The sequence below is a fragment of the Planktomarina temperata RCA23 genome, assembly GCF_000738435.1.
Classification (GTDB): domain Bacteria; phylum Pseudomonadota; class Alphaproteobacteria; order Rhodobacterales; family Rhodobacteraceae; genus Planktomarina; species Planktomarina temperata.
In genome coordinates, this window is record NZ_CP003984.1 from 1,370,729 (window position 1) to 1,388,224 (window position 17,496).

The 17,496-nt window shown below is 48.0% G+C and carries 21 protein-coding genes, 1 tRNA gene and 1 pseudogene; 16 read left to right on the top strand and 7 right to left on the bottom strand.

What is annotated here, in order from left to right; genetic code table 11:
• Nucleotides 1–244: 244 nt before the first annotated feature.
• From RCA23_RS06445 to RCA23_RS06455, 3 genes are all read right to left on the bottom strand, one after another.
• The gene (locus RCA23_RS06445; protein WP_044049616.1) at nucleotides 245–682 is read right to left on the bottom strand and encodes a hypothetical protein; all 438 of its coding nucleotides are present in this window, start codon (nucleotides 680–682) and stop codon (nucleotides 245–247) included.
• 205 nt (nucleotides 683–887) lie between these two features.
• The gene (locus tag RCA23_RS06450) at nucleotides 888–1,370 is read right to left on the bottom strand and encodes a hypothetical protein (RefSeq protein WP_044049617.1); all 483 of its coding nucleotides are present in this window, start codon (nucleotides 1,368–1,370) and stop codon (nucleotides 888–890) included.
• A gap of 178 nt (nucleotides 1,371–1,548) precedes the next feature.
• A complete protein-coding gene (locus tag RCA23_RS06455) occupies nucleotides 1,549–1,866 on the bottom strand; it encodes a hypothetical protein (protein WP_044049618.1) in 318 nt (105 codons plus the stop codon).
• A 286-nt stretch (nucleotides 1,867–2,152) separates the two neighbouring features.
• Here RCA23_RS06455 and RCA23_RS16460 point away from each other — a divergent pair, with 286 nt between their 5' ends.
• The 5 genes and pseudogenes from RCA23_RS16460 to RCA23_RS06470 all read left to right on the top strand — a co-directional run.
• The gene (locus RCA23_RS16460) at nucleotides 2,153–2,524 is read left to right on the top strand and encodes a lysozyme inhibitor LprI family protein (protein ID WP_169701356.1); all 372 of its coding nucleotides are present in this window, start codon (nucleotides 2,153–2,155) and stop codon (nucleotides 2,522–2,524) included.
• 53 nt (nucleotides 2,525–2,577) lie between these two features.
• Nucleotides 2,578–3,477 carry a hypothetical protein gene (locus RCA23_RS06460; RefSeq protein WP_044049619.1) on the top strand — a complete coding sequence of 300 codons (900 nt, stop codon included), beginning with the start codon at nucleotides 2,578–2,580 and terminating at the stop codon, nucleotides 3,475–3,477.
• Nucleotides 3,478–3,931: 454 nt separating this feature from the next.
• Nucleotides 3,932–4,138, top strand: coding sequence for a hypothetical protein (locus RCA23_RS16465; RefSeq protein ID WP_169701357.1), 207 nt, complete (start codon nucleotides 3,932–3,934; stop codon nucleotides 4,136–4,138).
• A 104-nt stretch (nucleotides 4,139–4,242) separates the two neighbouring features.
• Nucleotides 4,243–4,707 carry a hypothetical protein gene (locus tag RCA23_RS06465; protein WP_044049620.1) on the top strand — a complete coding sequence of 155 codons (465 nt, stop codon included), beginning with the start codon at nucleotides 4,243–4,245 and terminating at the stop codon, nucleotides 4,705–4,707.
• A gap of 235 nt (nucleotides 4,708–4,942) precedes the next feature.
• Nucleotides 4,943–5,389 (top strand): annotated as a pseudogene (locus RCA23_RS06470) (integrase core domain-containing protein); the annotation flags it as partial.
• A gap of 17 nt (nucleotides 5,390–5,406) precedes the next feature.
• Here RCA23_RS06470 and RCA23_RS06475 read toward each other — a convergent pair.
• Together RCA23_RS06475 and RCA23_RS06480 are read right to left on the bottom strand one after the other, a co-directional pair.
• Entirely contained in the window at nucleotides 5,407–6,576 is a 1,170-nt protein-coding gene (locus tag RCA23_RS06475) for a VRR-NUC domain-containing protein (RefSeq protein ID WP_169701358.1), read from the bottom strand.
• A gap of 91 nt (nucleotides 6,577–6,667) precedes the next feature.
• A complete protein-coding gene (locus RCA23_RS06480; protein ID WP_044049622.1) occupies nucleotides 6,668–7,165 on the bottom strand; it encodes a hypothetical protein in 498 nt (165 codons plus the stop codon).
• Nucleotides 7,166–7,392: 227 nt separating this feature from the next.
• Between RCA23_RS06480 and RCA23_RS06485 the strand changes: the two genes are divergently transcribed.
• Complete coding sequence (locus tag RCA23_RS06485; protein ID WP_169701359.1) at nucleotides 7,393–7,719, top strand: hypothetical protein; 327 nt, start codon at nucleotides 7,393–7,395, stop codon at nucleotides 7,717–7,719.
• Between the two features lie 272 nt (nucleotides 7,720–7,991).
• On the opposite strand, the gene RCA23_RS06490 is transcribed toward RCA23_RS06485, so the two are convergent.
• Together RCA23_RS06490 and RCA23_RS06495 are read right to left on the bottom strand one after the other, a co-directional pair.
• A tRNA-Asn gene (locus RCA23_RS06490) sits at nucleotides 7,992–8,066 on the bottom strand.
• Nucleotides 8,067–8,129: 63 nt separating this feature from the next.
• Nucleotides 8,130–9,005: an MBL fold metallo-hydrolase gene (locus RCA23_RS06495; protein ID WP_236631407.1), complete on the bottom strand. Its 876-nt coding sequence runs from the start codon at nucleotides 9,003–9,005 to the stop codon at nucleotides 8,130–8,132.
• A gap of 34 nt (nucleotides 9,006–9,039) precedes the next feature.
• Here RCA23_RS06495 and RCA23_RS06500 point away from each other — a divergent pair, with 34 nt between their 5' ends.
• The 10 genes from RCA23_RS06500 (at nucleotide 9,040) to RCA23_RS06545 (ending at nucleotide 17,478) form a co-directional block, all read left to right on the top strand.
• The gene (locus RCA23_RS06500) at nucleotides 9,040–10,332 is read left to right on the top strand and encodes an ATP-binding protein (protein WP_044049625.1); all 1,293 of its coding nucleotides are present in this window, start codon (nucleotides 9,040–9,042) and stop codon (nucleotides 10,330–10,332) included.
• A 69-nt stretch (nucleotides 10,333–10,401) separates the two neighbouring features.
• Nucleotides 10,402–11,226: a DUF2059 domain-containing protein gene (locus tag RCA23_RS06505; protein ID WP_044049626.1), complete on the top strand. Its 825-nt coding sequence runs from the start codon at nucleotides 10,402–10,404 to the stop codon at nucleotides 11,224–11,226.
• Nucleotides 11,227–11,394: 168 nt separating this feature from the next.
• Nucleotides 11,395–12,003: a 50S ribosomal protein L21 gene (gene rplU, locus RCA23_RS06510; RefSeq protein WP_081871016.1), complete on the top strand. Its 609-nt coding sequence runs from the start codon at nucleotides 11,395–11,397 to the stop codon at nucleotides 12,001–12,003.
• 6 nt (nucleotides 12,004–12,009) lie between these two features.
• Nucleotides 12,010–12,279, top strand: coding sequence for a 50S ribosomal protein L27 (gene rpmA, locus RCA23_RS06515; protein WP_044049627.1), 270 nt, complete (start codon nucleotides 12,010–12,012; stop codon nucleotides 12,277–12,279).
• A 114-nt stretch (nucleotides 12,280–12,393) separates the two neighbouring features.
• Complete coding sequence (locus RCA23_RS06520; protein WP_044049628.1) at nucleotides 12,394–13,002, top strand: LysE family transporter; 609 nt, start codon at nucleotides 12,394–12,396, stop codon at nucleotides 13,000–13,002.
• Entirely contained in the window at nucleotides 12,999–13,535 is a 537-nt protein-coding gene (locus RCA23_RS06525; protein WP_044049629.1) for a GNAT family N-acetyltransferase, read from the top strand. Before RCA23_RS06520 ends, RCA23_RS06525 begins: the two co-directional genes overlap by 4 nt.
• Nucleotides 13,536–13,538: 3 nt before the next feature.
• Complete coding sequence (locus RCA23_RS06530) at nucleotides 13,539–14,087, top strand: GNAT family N-acetyltransferase (RefSeq protein WP_052377076.1); 549 nt, start codon at nucleotides 13,539–13,541, stop codon at nucleotides 14,085–14,087.
• On the top strand, nucleotides 14,084–15,112 hold the full coding sequence (gene obgE, locus RCA23_RS06535) for a GTPase ObgE (RefSeq protein ID WP_044049630.1): 1,029 nt from the start codon (nucleotides 14,084–14,086) through the stop codon (nucleotides 15,110–15,112). The genes RCA23_RS06530 and obgE overlap by 4 nt, the downstream gene beginning before the upstream one ends.
• Nucleotides 15,100–16,206 (top strand): glutamate 5-kinase, encoded by a 1,107-nt coding sequence (gene proB / locus RCA23_RS06540; RefSeq protein ID WP_044049631.1) that lies wholly within the window; start codon nucleotides 15,100–15,102, stop codon nucleotides 16,204–16,206. Before obgE ends, proB begins: the two co-directional genes overlap by 13 nt.
• A gap of 15 nt (nucleotides 16,207–16,221) precedes the next feature.
• Nucleotides 16,222–17,478, top strand: coding sequence for a glutamate-5-semialdehyde dehydrogenase (locus RCA23_RS06545; protein WP_044049632.1), 1,257 nt, complete (start codon nucleotides 16,222–16,224; stop codon nucleotides 17,476–17,478).
• Nucleotides 17,479–17,496 lie beyond the last annotated feature (18 nt).

Consider the following 17,496-nt stretch of genomic DNA (forward strand, 5'->3'; position numbering starts at 1 on the left):
TCCTGCTAGTTACTCTCGAATAATGCAGTATTAATTCAACAGAATAAGCTAAACTCATACATTAATAGATTAAGTGTTTTTGCCGGTTCGTCAGATACTGTTTTGCTTGAGAGGTTGAAGCCGATGAAGTGACCTGGTTCACGTATTATTGACTATAACATTGAGATTACCACGATTGGAATTCTACTAGTTGCCAGTACTGATTTGTATAATATTTTTAACACTCTTCGGTTACTACCCCCGGCTACTTTATTTTAGGCTTCTTAACCAATATTCCATATTGGAGATACATATCCTCCCCCCAAATATTTATAATTGGAAAGCCTCTTGAAACTCGATGGTGATAAATACCTAATAGCTCATCGTGGCTGTAATTTTTGAAACAGTTGAAACGGTTTATTGCTAGCAATATTGCGTCGATGATTGTTTCTTCGCCTGCTTGCGACTGTCGTTGAAATGGAAATTGTATTGAGTGTTTTTTCAAAAATTGGATTAATGAGACCACAAAATAGACACGTTCTCTTGAGAGGTGCCAATCGATTTTACCACCACTATTTTCTTGGCCCATAGCAAACCCTTTGGGAAACCTAGCCAGCTCCACTTGGCAAAGCACATTGTAGATTGTGTCGACTAGTTCATTAAAACTTTCAGGATTAAATTGATTGATTAAATCGCTATCCACTTGGCGTCTCCAGTTTTATCTCAATGTAAAGCTGTTCAACACTTAAATCAAAATGTTGAGAGGAATTTTGGGTACAGTGAAACATCCAAGAAGATCTCAACCGTCGGTGGTTCTTTGAGAGATATTCAGATGATGGTTGGTCATTCATCTCTACAAACCACACAAAGATACATTGAGAGCGATAGTGAGAGCCAGAAGAAGGTCGTTAACTTGCTCTAGCTCTTGCCAAACGTAATTCTGCCTCGAATATTTCTTTCTCTGTGAAATACTTTTGAAACCTCTTGTCTAAAACAAGGTTCTCATACGCAACATCGAGGCAATCATATTTACGTAAAAGTTCAAGGCCATATGTTTTATCATTTCTAGCTAAGAGGTCTTTTAAAAATTGGATTATTCCAACCTCCCCAATTTTACGTCGAGAATAGGTTGCGTAGGTGGTTTTGACATTATGCATAGAAAGTACTGTTTCATAACCATCGATAAGTTTATCGAAGTTTTCAGATAGCTCATCTTCGGTGTCTAGGTTCAAAGCCCAAAGGTCTCTCATTCTTTGATCAATGAAGTCAGCTAACTTTAGATCATTTCCTCTGACTGCGTTTTTTCGAAATCGTTCTAGTTTGAAAAGCTCATAGCAATTCATAATTTCTTTTAAAGTTTTAGATTTTGGATCATCTATTACCGATTTCATGAAAACAGTTTGGCCGCCGTAAATTCCAAATGCAAGCAAAACTGGTGTTAACTCAATTAGGTATACATAAATGTTGGCTGGTCACTCGTTACTTTCTGTTAATCATCACTATTTCCAAGGTGACTGCGAGAAGGGGAATAAGAGTATAGACCAAATTTATGCTGGTAACCGTCGCTTATTATCTGTCTTCAATCAGTAAAAATTCAGCCCCTCCTGAAATAAAATCTGTGACCTCTAGCCTTGGGAACAGGTCCAGTCTCAGTCGTGCAAGTTTCATCCGCACCTCTTGTGTGTTTGGCACCCGTTGGGGTGTAAAGACTGTTTTCTTGGCTGCATTGTCGACATCGGTTTTCGTACATGGAACGCCTATCTCGTCGCTGAGAATTTCCGACATTTCTTTTGCCTTTAGTTTGTAGGTCGGGAAAATATTTGTCCTGCCAAAGGCATGTGGTTTCACCTCATGAGTGCCAGCTTTACGCAGCTTCCATGCGATCAAAAGCTCCTGACGCAGTCGTTTGAGGTCGCCTTTGTCTTTACGTAAGTATTTCGAGGCATCGCCCTCGGCAGATCATTCATCATTGGTAGTCACTCAGCGATATATCGACAGAGACAGAGAGGCGAGGCGGAAGATCGTGGATTTGGTATGATCCGGTGGCTGAGACGACTGCGTACTTGCTTGCGCCCCCTTCGTGTATCAAGATGAACTTATATCCAAGAACAGATAGGTTTACTAAAATATGTTTTAGTATTTCAAATCATTCAGTTTAGCCCTGCTGCTTTCAGTGAGTTTTGGAGGTGTGGGTAAAGCTGCTAGCTTCGACTGCAACAAAGCCATCACTGTTTCGGATCAACTGGTTTGCGAGGCTCCAGCTCACCTCCTGTCATCTCTCCTTGCGCCGTATGGGCTAATAAAGCAAAATCTTTCACAAATTACACGACTGAACGAGGCCTGTGTCAGTTTTGAATTTGAAATCCAAAGTAACGAATTAGTGGAATGGGAATTGCGAGAAATACATGACGTTGTATGTGGAGGAGATCCCGGTACCGCACCAAAGATTGCGAGCTTGAAGACGAACAAAAAGCCAAATGGTGGAAAAATTTCTTTAGCATTTTATGATAGTGCGTGCGATTGTTGGAAGTGGCTGGTTCAATAGAATAATCTGTCATCCAAACCTAAGTTGTTTGTCCAGAAGATGGGGAATGTCGCATGAAGGTATTTTTAGGATTAAATGGGCACACAAACAATGAATCCCTTCCACTTCGATTTGGCATTAAGATTAAAGAACATCATCAGCAGTTTTGTATCCTTCAAAATGCAATTAAGGATCAAGAAGGTACTAAACGGCAACGGCAAGACGAAATTGAACGTGGAAACGAGCATTATAGCGGAGAACTTTTAATACCTGACTTGGACAAAAATAATGCCCCGGCTTCTTTCAAGTGCCGAGTCGTACTCGGTGTGCCTAAATTGGACCATCAGTCCCCGCCGATTATCACTTTGTTGCGTGACGGATCTCGAGGCGACATGACTGTAACTAAACACATTTCAGGGATGGTAAAGCGAGGTAAAATTACTTCTGATGATATCATCCATCTTCTACATCCAGCTTATATTGCTGATAAAATAAAAGATTCTAATGATGTTGAAGAGATTGTAGCCTCAAGCATAAATAGTAAACCTGAGGCACCAGTTCTAGTTCTTTCGAAGGCTGATGAACTTATTCTTTCGTCAGCAGATGAAATTAAGGCGACAATAGACAGTTTCCCAATAGAGGGAGTTGAACTTGAGGCTGGTCCAAACTTTAAGCGATTGAGCCTCAAAGAGAGGGTGAAATATCAGTACTCAATGGCTGATGCGTATGTAGAAGATGCGTGGACAGCTAATGATAAAATATGGGTCAGGGTAATAGGCAGCGATGGTGAAAATACTGATCTTCATTCATTCAAGCAACGTGACCACTTGGCTGTACATCATCAAAAAACATTAGAATACTTGCAGTCACGCATAGGGCAGAGAGCACATTTTGCTGTTTGTATGAGTGAACCTTGCAAAGGTTTTCTTGCCGAAAGTGTTACTTCGATAGCCCTACAACTTATGAAATCTTAGTTGAAAAGGTATCCTACTTTTTGCTCACAAAAGACACTCCAAATTGCCTTAACTCACTGCAGCGTCGTGAGGTGAATTTCAATAGTAATTGCTAATTATAGGTCAAGCTTTTTGCGAGTTTTCCTAATTTTTTGAGCCTTGACTTCAGATCGTCTTTTTTAATAGCAGCTTCCGGTTCTGACGTAGTTATTAGTTCCGCCAGTAGTAGTATTTCAAAAAAAGTTATAAAACTCAGGGTGTAAAAACTCTCAATAGAAACAACTTTCAAAAGTAGGCAAATAAAGTAAATTAATATCAAGATAATTTAAATATGGGGACGCATTTAGTTATGAAATGCACAAATTGTAATGGAACCGGTTATAAAACTGATCCTGGAGGTAAAATTCCGTGGAAGTGTGGAAGGTGTATGACTACTGGTTTGGAGCCTAGCCATAAACAACTTTGCATAAATGAAATGACACGGGAAATTGCATCAATCACATTAAGTATAGAAGAAGGCGATCATTTTGATAATGAAAAAGGAGTATCGTATCTACCTGAACTAATACAAGATAGGCGATTTTTCAGAAAAGTATTAAAATCTGTATCAGACGAAGCAACTGATGAAATGTCATTTGAAGAAGTCAAATCAATAGTAGGTAAAATTGAAAGATATGAATAACTACTAATTCTTATGATTTGTGTTAGTCAGTGTAACCCGAGATTAATTTCAAGTTTTAGATTTGTGGATAGACATAATGCTTAAAAAAAATTATCAAAATTGTTATGATAAATCTGCCTGAAGAGATCCAATTACATATTGGGGAAAATAAATTCACTGGCTATCAGATAACTGGTCAAGAGCAATTTGTGCTTATTACAATTCAAGGCAATAAACGTTCCCTATATTTGGATGATGGTGAGCAAAAAATATTCGCAATGTCGCATGTTGTTACAGATCCAGGACTTGAGCTGCATTCATTTGGCGATATGGTTGAATATATATTGGCCCAGTTACCACGAACTGGAGATACACTTATGAGTATGATCAAATATGATCAGGGTCAGAAGCTAAATGATATGGTAGCAGATTTTTTAATTGACTATTCGACTGAAAACTCTCGGTGCAGTCTTGACGATGCCAGTAAAGCATATGCAGATCTTTCAGACTATATGGGGTTCTCAAACATGGATCCGGTTGATTTTTATTCAGATATTTGGTCCCTGCATATAGCTAAAAATTTTACGTAGAAAATAAAAGGCACAATTAAAACTTAAAAAGTGTCCTTTTCATTATCGGATGACTTTGGGCGATAAAACAAAAAGTAATTTTAAAGACGAAGCATCAGGCTGGTCGGTTGGTTGTGAATCTAAGGGTTCCCTACAGGCTCACACAGAGGCTCGTACAGCGTGTTTATCCACTGCATCGCCGTGTGACGACCCAAAGTCTTTCACGCTTGTACGGGGCTAATATGGGCGCAGCTACAAGATGCTGACCGTCTTGGATGAGTTTACCCGCCAAGCTCTTTGCGTTGAGGTGCAAGACAAGATGAACTCAGATGATGTTTTGCGTGTCATGCATCGTTTGCTGATGAAATACGGAAAGCCTGAATGCATTCGATCTGACAATGGCGGGGAGTTCGTAGCTGAACACCTTCAAAAATGGCTCAGAAAGGTTGGCGTCAAACCAATCCAAATCTACCCAGGCAGTCCTTGGGAAAACGGTTACAATGAACGGTTCAACGGTATTCTTCGCCAAGAAGTCCTAAACGCTGAATGGTTCCACAGCATCAAACAGGCTCAGGTCGCAATCAATATTTGGCTCAAAGAATACAATCACATCAGGCCCCATCATGCACTCGGAATGCGACCTCCCATGCCAGAAACCTTATTAGAGAAATCCAAAATTAGTGGCACTGAAATTGGGGGCTAGACAGCAAACGTACACTTTTACTTCACATTTATATGGGCAACTGAATAATTTAAGTTTAAAGGGTCCAAAACCGTTTCGAAGTAGTCAATTTGGGATTTCTGCAAGCTATCGGATGGTGACTTTATTTCCACTAATTCAAACTCATTGCGTCCCCAGACAATTAGATCAGGAACACCAGTCGTGTAAATAAAATCCCCAGTCCTAGACCAGTGCTTTTCAGCGAGGTTCAACCACATTTTGGGTGAAACAGATTGATATAATTCGACTATTGCACTCACAACTTCTTGAAATGATCTGGCATTATGCACGAGGTAACCCCAAAATTTGATTTCTGAAAGTTCATCTAGTTTTCTAATTTCCGAGACACGTCCATGATACTTCTTGCTACCATAACCTACACCATTTATTTTTTCATCTTGCCAATTTTTAAAGAAAATAGGTAGTGCGGTAGGCAATAGTTTTTCAATATCAGCAATCGTTGCAAAATGTGTATTTTCAAAAAGCAGTTGCATATCCTCCCGCCCAGAAGGTCTTGATGCATAACGTCTTTGCCCAAGTCGAACATCTTTGTCTGTACGATGACTATAGTGAAAATATGTCAACAGACTTAAGTCTATATGCAGTGTATGCCAAGGAACATTAGAAGAGAGTTGGAAGTTTAAACTGCGGATGTATGAATTCACTGCGTCTTTATAACTACTGAAGTCTAGAAAATTGTTGCCAACACCTTCAATGATAGCCTTTGTTAAATCCCGTTCGCTAAAATTCTCATTTAGAGAAGGGAATTTTTGAAAGATTTGGTTTCGAAGACGTGTGTCTTTACTCAAATAAAATCTAACGTCTATCTCTGGAAAACGTTCAAAACTACTAGGAAGATTGAACGGTATTGTTTCTGAAATATTTTGACTGATTCTGGGGTTTTTTAGTATCCTTTTTGTATCTGCTTTTGATAACTTATTGGCTGCTATGACCTGTAGAGTTAACAATATTTCCATTAACTCTGAAACATCATGACTGGTGAATCGCCCATCAGAACTAAAGTAATCCATTGCTGCATGTTCAACTGTTTTGAAATTTCCATCGCCAGTTACCGACCAAACGGCACGACGGTTTGTGTCATCCAGCTGTGTATTGGACATACGTCGATAAAGAGTAATTTGTCGTTTAGGATATGAATGTTTTTCCATATTTTTGAAACGTATTCTAAAATTTTTGGAATGTAACCCAACTAAGTGAGATTGTCTGTTTGACGGCTCAAAAACACAGCTGATTACTTCGTTAAAATTTGGGATGCCTGTTAATATCACTGAATATTTCATGTGAGGCTTTTAAATAATACTCTTGCTTGGAAAAGCCTTTCAACATTATCCCATAGTCTCTTTCAATGGCAGCGATTTCGTCAGAATTATCTGTTCCTGCTAAAGATTTTCCTACACTCTCTATGCGTTGAATCAAATCGTTATTACTTTGTAATAAAATCATATGCTCAACTAACTCAATGTTTTTCAGCTGAACTTCACTGGCATAGTCAATTGCTGTCATAAGTTTCATGTTCATGACTGAGGCTCCTTTTATTCTGAGTTCATTATCGGCAGCCTCCCAACCTTTTGCTATCGTCTTACAGTCACGCAATGCATTTTTAAGGTTCATATCAGTAATCAGGTATGAATTTTTCGCATCCATTAAGTCAGCTTGAAGCTTCAAATTTTGCTCAATATTTTCAATAACTTGCGTTAAATACGCAAGATATTTTTGTTTTTTCATAAACTGAAACATTAGTTTCCTCCTGTAAGAAAGTTTAAATATTAGTGCGTATTTTATTTGCAGTGTAAATAGCTTACCGCTTCCGCCCACTGTGCAACTCAGCGTTCAACAAGGGACTATACTCGCTATAGTGCCCGTCTATCATCTCAGTGCTATTACCTAGTTGTCTGCTCAGTGCGTGTGTCGTCACTCCACGTTCTACGTTCAGCGTGGCGTAAAAATGCCTCAAACTGTAAAGTGTGCGTGTTCTGCCATCAGCACCAGTTTTCAAATCCAACCCATCCAGCGATGCGTTAAATGCTCGATTGAGATTGTGCACGGTTACTGTCTCACTGCCTTTTGTTGTTAAAATGATTTCGCAATACAAGGATCAGAATGAGATAGACAGCTATAACACCATTATTAAATCTTTTGGCGAATTTATAAATTCAAACGTCGATTGTGATGCTGATGAAATCAAGAATTCTTTAATGAGCTTACTGCGTCAGATATCAGAAGCGGATGGTCAGTTGAGTGAAAAAGAAGAGATCGAAATTGATTATATTGGTAATCTGTTAAAAGTTTGACTATCTGTTTTTTCTGTTTGGCTTCAATTAGCTGCTTTGACCTGGATCAAAGAGCATTAGAGTGCTTATTGCTACGCAGTAACTCATCACTGCTTGCTGACACATTAGATTTTGATGATTTTCTGATGGATAAGACTAAGATTTATTTCTTGAACTATAGTATGATTATACCAAATTATTGACCTAAAAGTGTTTATAACTGTTTATAACTTTTTGTGATAAACAAAAATAAAGGCGCCAGTGACGTAAGTCATTGACACCTATAACTTAAATGGCTCCGGCGGTAGGGATCGAACCTACGACCAATTGATTAACAGTCAACTGCTCTACCGCTGAGCTACGCCGGACCACTGGGAGCGGATATAGCGGTGCGGGTTTGGGAGGTCTAGCCCAAAAATTCGAAAATCGCCTCAGATCACAGAATATTTTGCCTGAAGGTCAATTGGTCCCTGACAGGTGGCTAAATTGCGCTCACATAGGTCGATCAAATGCGCCAAAACATTGCGTGTCGCGGCGTGAATGAGGCGGGGATCGATGTCGGTGTAGATCGCTTCGGCCAAGCCTTGTGCGCTTTTGGGCTGACCTTGCAAATGGGAGATGATTTGCGATTCCCGCTCCTGCCTATGGGCCAAAAGCCAATGCAGCCGGGCAGGGCCATCTTCTATCGCATCGCCATGGCCGGGCAGGTAGAGCCTTTCGCGGCGCTGTTGCAGCTGCGCACAGCTGCGGCGGAAGGCGCCAAGGTCCCCATCAGGCGGCGATATCATCGTACTGGCCCAAGCCATAACGTGATCTCCGCTGAAGAGTGCTCCGTTCCAGGAGAAGGCCATATGATTGCCGAAATGCCCAGGCGTCCAAATGGCGATAAGCTCTTGTCCCTCATGGTCCAAAACGGCGCCATCTTTTAGGGTTATATCGGGCTGGAAGTCATAATCGACACCTTCGCCGCCTCCGATCTTGCCAGCCGCGCTTAGGGCGATCATCTGCGCGCTGCGTCCTGCGCCGCTGTCCCCATAGGCATAGATCGGCGCGCCGTAATGGGCGCTGAGGCGCCGCGCTAAGGGGGCGTGGTCAAGATGGGCATGGGTCACCAAAATTTTTGTGATCTTTTGATCGGGGGCAATGGCCGAAACTATGGCAGCAAAATGCGCGTCATTATCTGGGCCCGGGTCGATGACGGCGATGTCGCGCAGGCCCAGAAAATAGGTATTTGTGCCGGTATAGGTCATGGGAGACGGGTTTGGCGCCACAAGACGGCGGATTTGGGGGGCCTGTGTTTCTGCCATTCCTTCTGCTCTCTCAAGTTGATAAGCTGCGCCCATGATAGGCCGCTTTTTAAAACAATTTGCACCTCGAACACTCTATGGCCGTGCTGCGGCGATTTTGCTCTTGCCGATGCTGACGTTACAATTGGCCGTCGCTGCTGTCTTTGTGCAACGGCATTTTGAAGATGTCACGGAACAAATGACGAATAACCTTTTGCTGGAGGTTGAGTTGGTGCTGCGCGCGCTTGAGCGGCACCCTGTTGATGAGGTGTCGCAGGGCCTTGCGGCAGAGCTTAACATTGATCTGCAGTCTTGGGATGGGGTGCCGCGTGATAATCGCTTGATGTTTTATGATATCTCTGGGCGCACCATTATTCCACTCATGCGCAGCCGGCTCGAAGGGCTTCGCGAAATTGATCTGTCCGATTTGGATTTTGTGGTGCTTGGGCTTATGACCGCAAAAGGACCCATTCAGCTGATCTTAAGCCGCGATCGTGTCTCTGCGTCTAATCCGCATCAAGTGCTTGTTCTGATGGTCTTTACGGGCATTTTTATGACTTTGATTGCCTATATATTTTTGCGCAATCAATTGCGGCCCATTAAGCGGCTCTCTGTGGCTTCGGCGGCTTTTGGGCGGGGCCAGCGGGTGGCGCTCAGCCCGTCTGGTGCGCTGGAAGTGCGGGCTGCTGGGCAGGCATTCTTGGATATGCGGGACCGGATTGAACGGCAAATTGAACAGCGTATTATGATGCTCAGCGGCGTGAGCCATGATTTGCGCACCCCCATTACGCGCTTGCAATTGGCTCTGGAGCTCATGGAGGGGCCAGAGGTTGAGGATCTGAAAAAAGATGTCTCGTCGATGCAGATGATGGTGGATTCCTTTTTAAACTACGCACGCGATTTGGCGGCAGACCCGGTTGAGAATGTGGACCTTGTTGCGCTGGCTTCAGAGCTGGCTGCGCGGATGACGCCGCCGGCTCATTTCGAGCTGGTCGGCGCGCCGCGGCTCTGCGCTCTGCGGCCGGTGCCGATTGGCCGGGCCATTGAGAATCTTTTGGTCAATGCAGGCCGCTACGGCACCCAGAGTATTTTGGCTCTTCATTTCGCGGACACAGGCCTGCACATAACCGTGCATGACGATGGTCCGGGCATCCCCGAGGCAGAGCGTGAGGCGGCCGTTAAACCCTTTGTACGGCTTGAAGCGGCGCGCGGTCAAAATCAGGGCAGCGGTGTTGGATTGGGACTCGCCATCGCGGCGGATGTGGCGCGGTCGCATGGTGGGCAGCTGGTGTTGGGTGAGAGTGCGAAACTGGGCGGATTATCGGCGCAAATCCGTCTGCCGCTGTGATATTCTGATCTGGAGTTGAAATTTTAACGCCGAGCCATAGATTATATATTAAATTACAGGGGCAAAATTATGATGGTCATGCGTAAAATATTACTTGCGATGTCGCTGCTGTTTTGCACGGTGATGCCTGTGAAATCGGCAGATCGTGCACAGATTGCGCAATTCATGGCGGTGACTGGTTTTGATGTGGCGCTTGAATCCATGCGCCTGTCTGCGCGGGATGCGCCGACGATGTTGGGCCTTGATGCGGATGACTTTGGCCTCAGCTGGTCACGGCTTGCGGATCGCATGTTTGAGCCGGAGGCTTTGAAAAGCGATGCGTTGGAGATTTTGGACAAGGCCCTGACAGAGGATGTTTTGGCTCATGCCACGGGATTTTACGGCTCAGACCTTGGGCAGAAACTTGTGACTGCTGAAAACGAAAGCCATGGGCTGGAGTTCGAAGATCGCGAGGTTGAGGGCGCGCGCTTGGCGCAGGCTCTGGCCGCGCGTGGATCGCCGCAGCCGCAGTATTTTCTCGATATGGCCGAGAGCATTGGATATGTGGGCGCGACCATAAAAGCCTATCGGGAGGTGCAGGTGCGATTCTTGATGGCCGCCTCCTTGGCCGGCCTGATTGACCAACGGTTTGATGAGGTCGACCTTAGAGCCATGTTGGCCCAGCAAGACGACGAGGTGCGCCAGGCGATGACAGACAATTTGATTGTCGCCAATGCCTTTACCTACCGTGATTTCACAGACCGGGAGATGGAAATTTATCGTGATGCTCTGGCGATGCCACAGATGATGGAAGTCTATGAGTTGATGAACGCAATTCACTTCACCATTATGGCAGATCGTTTTGAACGCATGGCTCTCGAGATGGTGAACTTAACGCCAACGCAAGAGCTGTGAAGAGGCTTGACTTCACAGCCAAACCCATGAATAAGCGCGCAATGCGGTCCAGAGTGGGCTGCGTTTTAGTGTAATACGTCTGTACATTCAGGCGCGCTGTCTGAGGTGGCCTTGGCCAAAACACCCAAGTGGGGACCGAAAGGCGCGGAAAAAACAAAGGAAACGCAAATGTTTGCGGTAATGAAAACCGGCGGCAAGCAATATCGGGTACAATCCGGTGATGTGCTTCGCGTCGAAAAGCTGGCAGCTGATGCTGGCGAGATGATTCAATTCAACGAAGTTTTGATGGTTGGCAGCACAGTCGGTGCACCGATGATCGCGGGCGCAGGCGTTCAAGCCGAAGTCATCGACCAAATCAAAGGCCCAAAAACAATCAACTTCGTAAAGCGCCGTCGGAAGCACTCTTCCAAGCGCACAAAAGGCCACCGCCAGAAGCTGACTTTGGTGCGGATCAAAGACATTTTGGAAAAAGGCGCTGACAAATCCGGCGTGAAAGCCGCCATAGGCGCGGGCTCAGTGCCCTATGTGGCGACCCCGGTGGTTGAAGCCGCTCCAGCAGAGAAAAAGCCAGCAGCCAAAAAAGCCGCAGCAAAACCTGCCGCTGCGAAGAAACCGGCAGCTGCGGCAAAACCTGCCGCTGCGAAAAAGCCAGCAACCGCAAAAAAGCCAGCGGCCGCGAAAGCGTCTGCTGAAAAGCCAGCAGCGAAAACAGCAGCTGCGAAAAAGCCAGCGGCTAAGAAGCCAGCGGCGAAAAAACCAGCAGCTGATAAGGAGTAATCACAAATGGCACATAAAAAAGCAGGTGGTTCATCCCGTAACGGTCGCGATTCAGCGGGACGTCGCTTGGGTGTAAAACTCTATGGTGGCCAGGACGCAATTCCAGGCAACATCATTGTGCGCCAGCGCGGCACGAAGTTCTGGCCGGGTGAAGGTGTTGGCATGGGCAAAGATCACACCATCTTTGCAACTGTTGAGGGCAATGTGAAATTCCACAAAGGTCTCAAAAGCCGTCAATTTATCTCAGTTGTGCCAACCGCGGAGGCCGCTGAATAAGCCGAACCTTTCAGGTTTATCTATTCAAGGGATCGGCTGAAAGGCCGGTCCCTTTTTCGTTTTCCCTAAAGTGCTTTGCGCGTTGTGCTGCATGGCCAAGTTTGGAGCCTGACAATGCCTGTTGAACTCATTGCATTAACCCTGTTTGCCCTGTCGCAAATTGGCACGCCGGGACCCGCGAATATGGCGCTTTTGGCGACTGGGGCTGGATATGGGTTGCGGCGGGCTTTGCCTTTTGTGGCGGGTGTCGTTGTGGGAAAACAGCTGATCATCTGGCCTTTGGGCTTTGGCTTAATGCAACTGGCGCAATCGGCACCTGGGGTATTTTTGGCGATGAAATATCTCTCGGCGGCCTATATTGTTTATTTGGCCTGGCGCGTGGCCAATATGCGGCTCAAAGCTGATCAGACAGATGGGCCACCGCCAGGGTTTTTGGCCGGTTTGATCGTGCATCCTCTTAATCCGAAAGCCTGGGGCATGATTACGGCGGCCTTTACCAGTTTTGTAACCGCTGGCGCCACGGCATTTACCGCGACAGTGAGCATCGCGGCGGTGTTGCTGGCGTGCCAGACGCTTCTCCATCCCATTTGGGCCGGGGCAGGGCAGCTGATTGCCGCCACGATACAAGGCACCCGCGCAGAGCGGTTTGTGTTTCTTCTGCTGTCATTTTTGACCGTAGCCACGGTATTTTATGCCCTGTTTGGTGGCGGAATTGCGTCATGATATCGCCGATCCGGACTCAGCATAGCTTTGAAAGCGCGCGCCTCTCCCTGCGCCCAATCCGCAAATCTGATGCGGGGCTAATTGGACTATACGCGGGCGATATTCGCGTGTCGGGCCCCACGCGCTCCATTCCTCATCCCCTACCGCCCGGCGCCATTGATGCCTTTATAGAGCAAGCGCAGAATCCCGCGCGTGTCGAGGATGTTTGGGTTCTTGATGGCAGTAAATCTGATTTGGCGGAGGTTGTGGGGGTTATTGGGCTCAAACGGCTTGATCGCCGGCAGGGCGAGCTGGGCTATTGGTTGGCCCCAGCTTTTTGGAGCATTGGACTGGCGCGTGAAGCGGTGGAGACACTAATCCAAGCCAATCCGCAGGGGAGCAAAACCCTATTTGCAGAAGTTTTTCAAGACAATGCGCGCTCCGCGCGGGTGCTGACGGATATGGGATTTTCCTATCTTGGCGATGCGGAATCCTTTTGTGTGGCCCGTAAAACCACCGTTGCCACCTGGACATATCTTAGGTCGATGGAGTGAGATATGGTGGGCGAAGAGCATTTCGAATTGAGGACCAAACGCTTACGTCTACGCCCTTTGGTTCTGGAAGATTGGCCTGCCGTTCAGCGGATTGGCGGGCATCCATCGGTGGCGCCGATGCTGGCCTCGACCCGCACGCCCTGGCCTAAGGCGGCAGTGCAGGCTTGGATCACCGAGCGGAGGTATCGCGGCACGCCGGGCTTTTGTGCGGCGATTGTGATGGCTTCGCTGGGTGTGATCGGTGTGGCAGGGCTTGGTCCAAACTCGGAGCACACCCTGTGCAATTGCGCCTATTTCATTGATCCGCGGCACTGGGGCTTGGGATATGCTTCTGAGGCTATGGGCGCGTTTTTGGACTATTTTATGCGAAAATTCGATCTTTGTCAGGTTGAGGCGGATCATTTTGACGACAATCCGGCCAGCGGCGCCGTTTTGCGCAAGCTGGGGTTTCAAGAAATTGGTAAGGGGGCGGGGAAATCGCAGGCAAGGCTTGAGCCTGCGCCCGTAACCCTCTATCGGCTAAGGTTAGATGATTTAAAGGCGGTGTTATGAAATTTCTCGATTTGGCGAAGGTTACCATCAGGTCCGGCAGCGGCGGCGGCGGGGCTGTGTCATTCCGCCGGGAGAAATACGTTGAATTTGGCGGTCCCGATGGCGGCAATGGTGGACGCGGTGGCGATGTGATTGTTGAGGCCGTGGCCGGTCTGAACACGTTGATTGATTTTCGCTACCAGCAGCATTTCTTTGCCAAGAATGGCCAGCACGGTATGGGGCGGCAGCGCACGGGCAAAGATGGTGATGACATCACCCTGAAAGTGCCCGTTGGCACTCAGATCATGGATGAAGATGGTGAAACCATTTTGTTTGATTTGACGGAGGTGGGGCAAAAAGTGGTGATCGCCAAGGGTGGCAATGGAGGTTTTGGCAATCTCTATTTTAAATCATCCACAAACCAAGCCCCGCGCCGCGCCAATGCTGGGCTTGCTGGGGTCGAGCGGGAAATCTGGTTAAATCTCAAGCTGATTGCCGATGTGGGGCTTTTGGGTCTTCCAAATGCCGGGAAATCGACCTTTTTGGGTGAGACGACGAATGCGTCTCCTAAAATTGCCGATTATGCATTTACCACACTCTACCCGAGCCTCGGGGTGGCGCAGGTGGATGATGACCAATTCGTCATTGCGGATATTCCGGGTCTGATTGAAGGCGCGCATGAGGGGCGGGGCATTGGCGATAGGTTCTTGGGTCATATCGAACGTTGTTCGGTTTTGTTGCACATCATTGATGGCACCTCGGAAAGCATTGGCCAGGATTACCACACGGTGATGCAGGAACTTGAAGCCTATGGCGGCGGTTTGGTGGACAAGCCGCGCGTGACCGTGCTCAACAAGATTGATGAATTGGATGAAGATGATCTGAGCTTTGCGCTTGGGGCGCTGCGCAGTGCCACGGGCGGCCAGCTGGTTTTGGCCATGTCTGGGGGCACGGGCGAGGGGACAGCGGATGTTTTGCGCAGCCTGGTGAAGCAGATTGAGCTTGTCCACGCGCAGGATCGGGAGGCGCCGAAATGGCAGCCCTAACTGAGGCCAACCGTATCGTAGTTAAGATCGGCTCGGCGCTTTTGGTGGAGCGCAGCAGCGGCGCCTTGCGGCAAGATTGGCTGGCCTCTTTGGCTGAAGATGTGGCTGGCTTTCGCGCAAAAGGTGTGGATGTTGTGATTGTCTCCTCTGGTTCCATTGCTCTGGGCCGCTCGGTTCTCGGGCTTGGTGCGGCAGAGTTAACATTGGAGCAAAGCCAGGCGGCCGCAGCCGTCGGGCAAATTCAACTGGCGCGGGCCTATGAGCAGCATTTGGCTCCGCATGGGGTGATCGCAGCGCAGGTTTTGGTGACTTTGGAAGACAGCGCCGATCGCCGCCGCTATCTGAATTCACGCGCCACTTTGGCGCAGTTGTTGCGCTACGGCGTGGTGCCAATTGTCAATGAGAATGACACCGTGGCGACAGATGAAATTCGCTATGGCGACAATGATCGCTTGGCGGCACAAATCGCGGTGACGGTCGGGGCAGATCATCTGGTGCTGCTGTCTGACGTGGATGGTTTTTATTCGGCCAATCCCAATGAGGACGCAACGGCCATTCGGTTTGACACCATAACCGAGGTGACCCCAGAGATTGAGCGTATGGCTGGGGACGCAGGGTCCGGCCTGTCGAAAGGCGGGATGAAGACCAAACTGATGGCGGCCAAGATGGCTATGGGCGCGGGATGCGCAATGGCTATAACTTTAGGTTCACCTCATAATCCACTGAAATATCTTGAAACTGGTGGAAATTCAACATGGTTTCTGCCCTCGGTGGATCCAAAGACTGCGCGCAAGAAATGGATTTCATCACTCAAGCCCCAAGGTGCGCTGCATGTGGATGCAGGCGCTTTAAAGGCGCTCATGGCAGGCAAAAGCCTATTGCCGGCTGGGGTGACAGAGATCTCCGGAGATTTCGCCCGCGGTGAGCTGGTACGGATATTGGCCGAGGATGGGCGAGATTTGGGATGTGGCTTGGTGGGGTTTGACAGCGCGGAAGCGCAAAAAATTCTGGGTTGTCGCACGAGCGAAATTGAAGAAAAATTGGGCTACGCCAGCCGCGGGGCGCTTATTCACCGCGATGACATGGTCCTGTAAGACTGTTGGGAGACGATGATGGATGTGAAGGCAACTCTTAAACAGATTGGGAACGCCGCAAAAGCCGCCGCGGCAGAACTTGGATTTGCCACCGCTGAGCGCAAACATGCGGCCCTGATTGGGGCGGCTGAATATGTTTGGGCCTCAAGGGGCGATATCATAGAGGCCAACGCGCTTGATATGGATTACGGCCGCGAAAAAGGTCTTTCGGCGGCCATGCTGGACCGCTTGATGCTCGATGAAGACCGCATTCGCAACATGGTCGATGGGCTGCGGGCGGTGGCTGAGCAGGAAGATCCTGTGGGGCAGGTGCTTGAAGAGTGGGAGCGCCCCAATGGGCTGCATATTAAACGCGTGCGGACGCCCTTGGGGGTCATCGGTGTGATCTATGAAAGCCGCCCCAATGTCACTGCGGATGCCGGCGCCCTCTGCCTTAAGGCTGGCAATGCTGTTATTCTGCGCGGGGGATCGGAGGGTTTTCATTCCTCCACGGCCATCCATAAGGCCCTGGTCAAAGGGGTGGTTGCCGCAGGTTTGCCCGAGGCGACCATTCAATTGGTGCCGACCCGTGATCGGGCTGCGGTGAGCGAAATGCTCACTATGGTCGATACGATAGATGTGATTGTGCCGCGCGGGGGCAAGGGGCTTGTGGGATTGGTGCAGCGTGAGGCCCGGGTGCCGGTCTTTTCGCATTTGGAAGGTATTGTGCATATCTATATAGATGCGTCAGCGGATCGGCAAAAAACCCTGGATGTGGTGCTCAATGCCAAGACCCGCCGCACGGGAATTTGCGGCGCGGCTGAATGTTTGCTGATGCATGACGATATCGCCGCCAGCTGGGGCCCGGAGGTGATCCAGGCTTTGATGGACAAAGGAGTTGTGGTTGACGCGGACACAACCCTACAAGCGATTGCCGGTACCCAACCGGCTGCGGCCGACCACTGGGGCAAAGAATTCTTGGACATGGAAATTGCGGCGAAAACCGTGGCCAATGTCGATGAGGCGATTGCTCATATCCGCCAATATGGCTCCAATCACACAGATTGTATCATGGCCGAAGATGGCCGCGCCGTGGACCGTTTCTTTGAACGGTTGGACAGCGCAATTTTGATGCATAATGCCTCAACGCAATTTGCCGATGGGGGAGAGTTTGGCATGGGCGCTGAAATTGGCATTGCGACCGGAAAAATGCATGCACGCGGCCCCGTCGGCGCCGCCCAGCTCACAAGTTTCAAATATTTGGTGCGTGGGGACGGCGCGGTGCGCGCTTAAATCTTTATGCACCCAAGC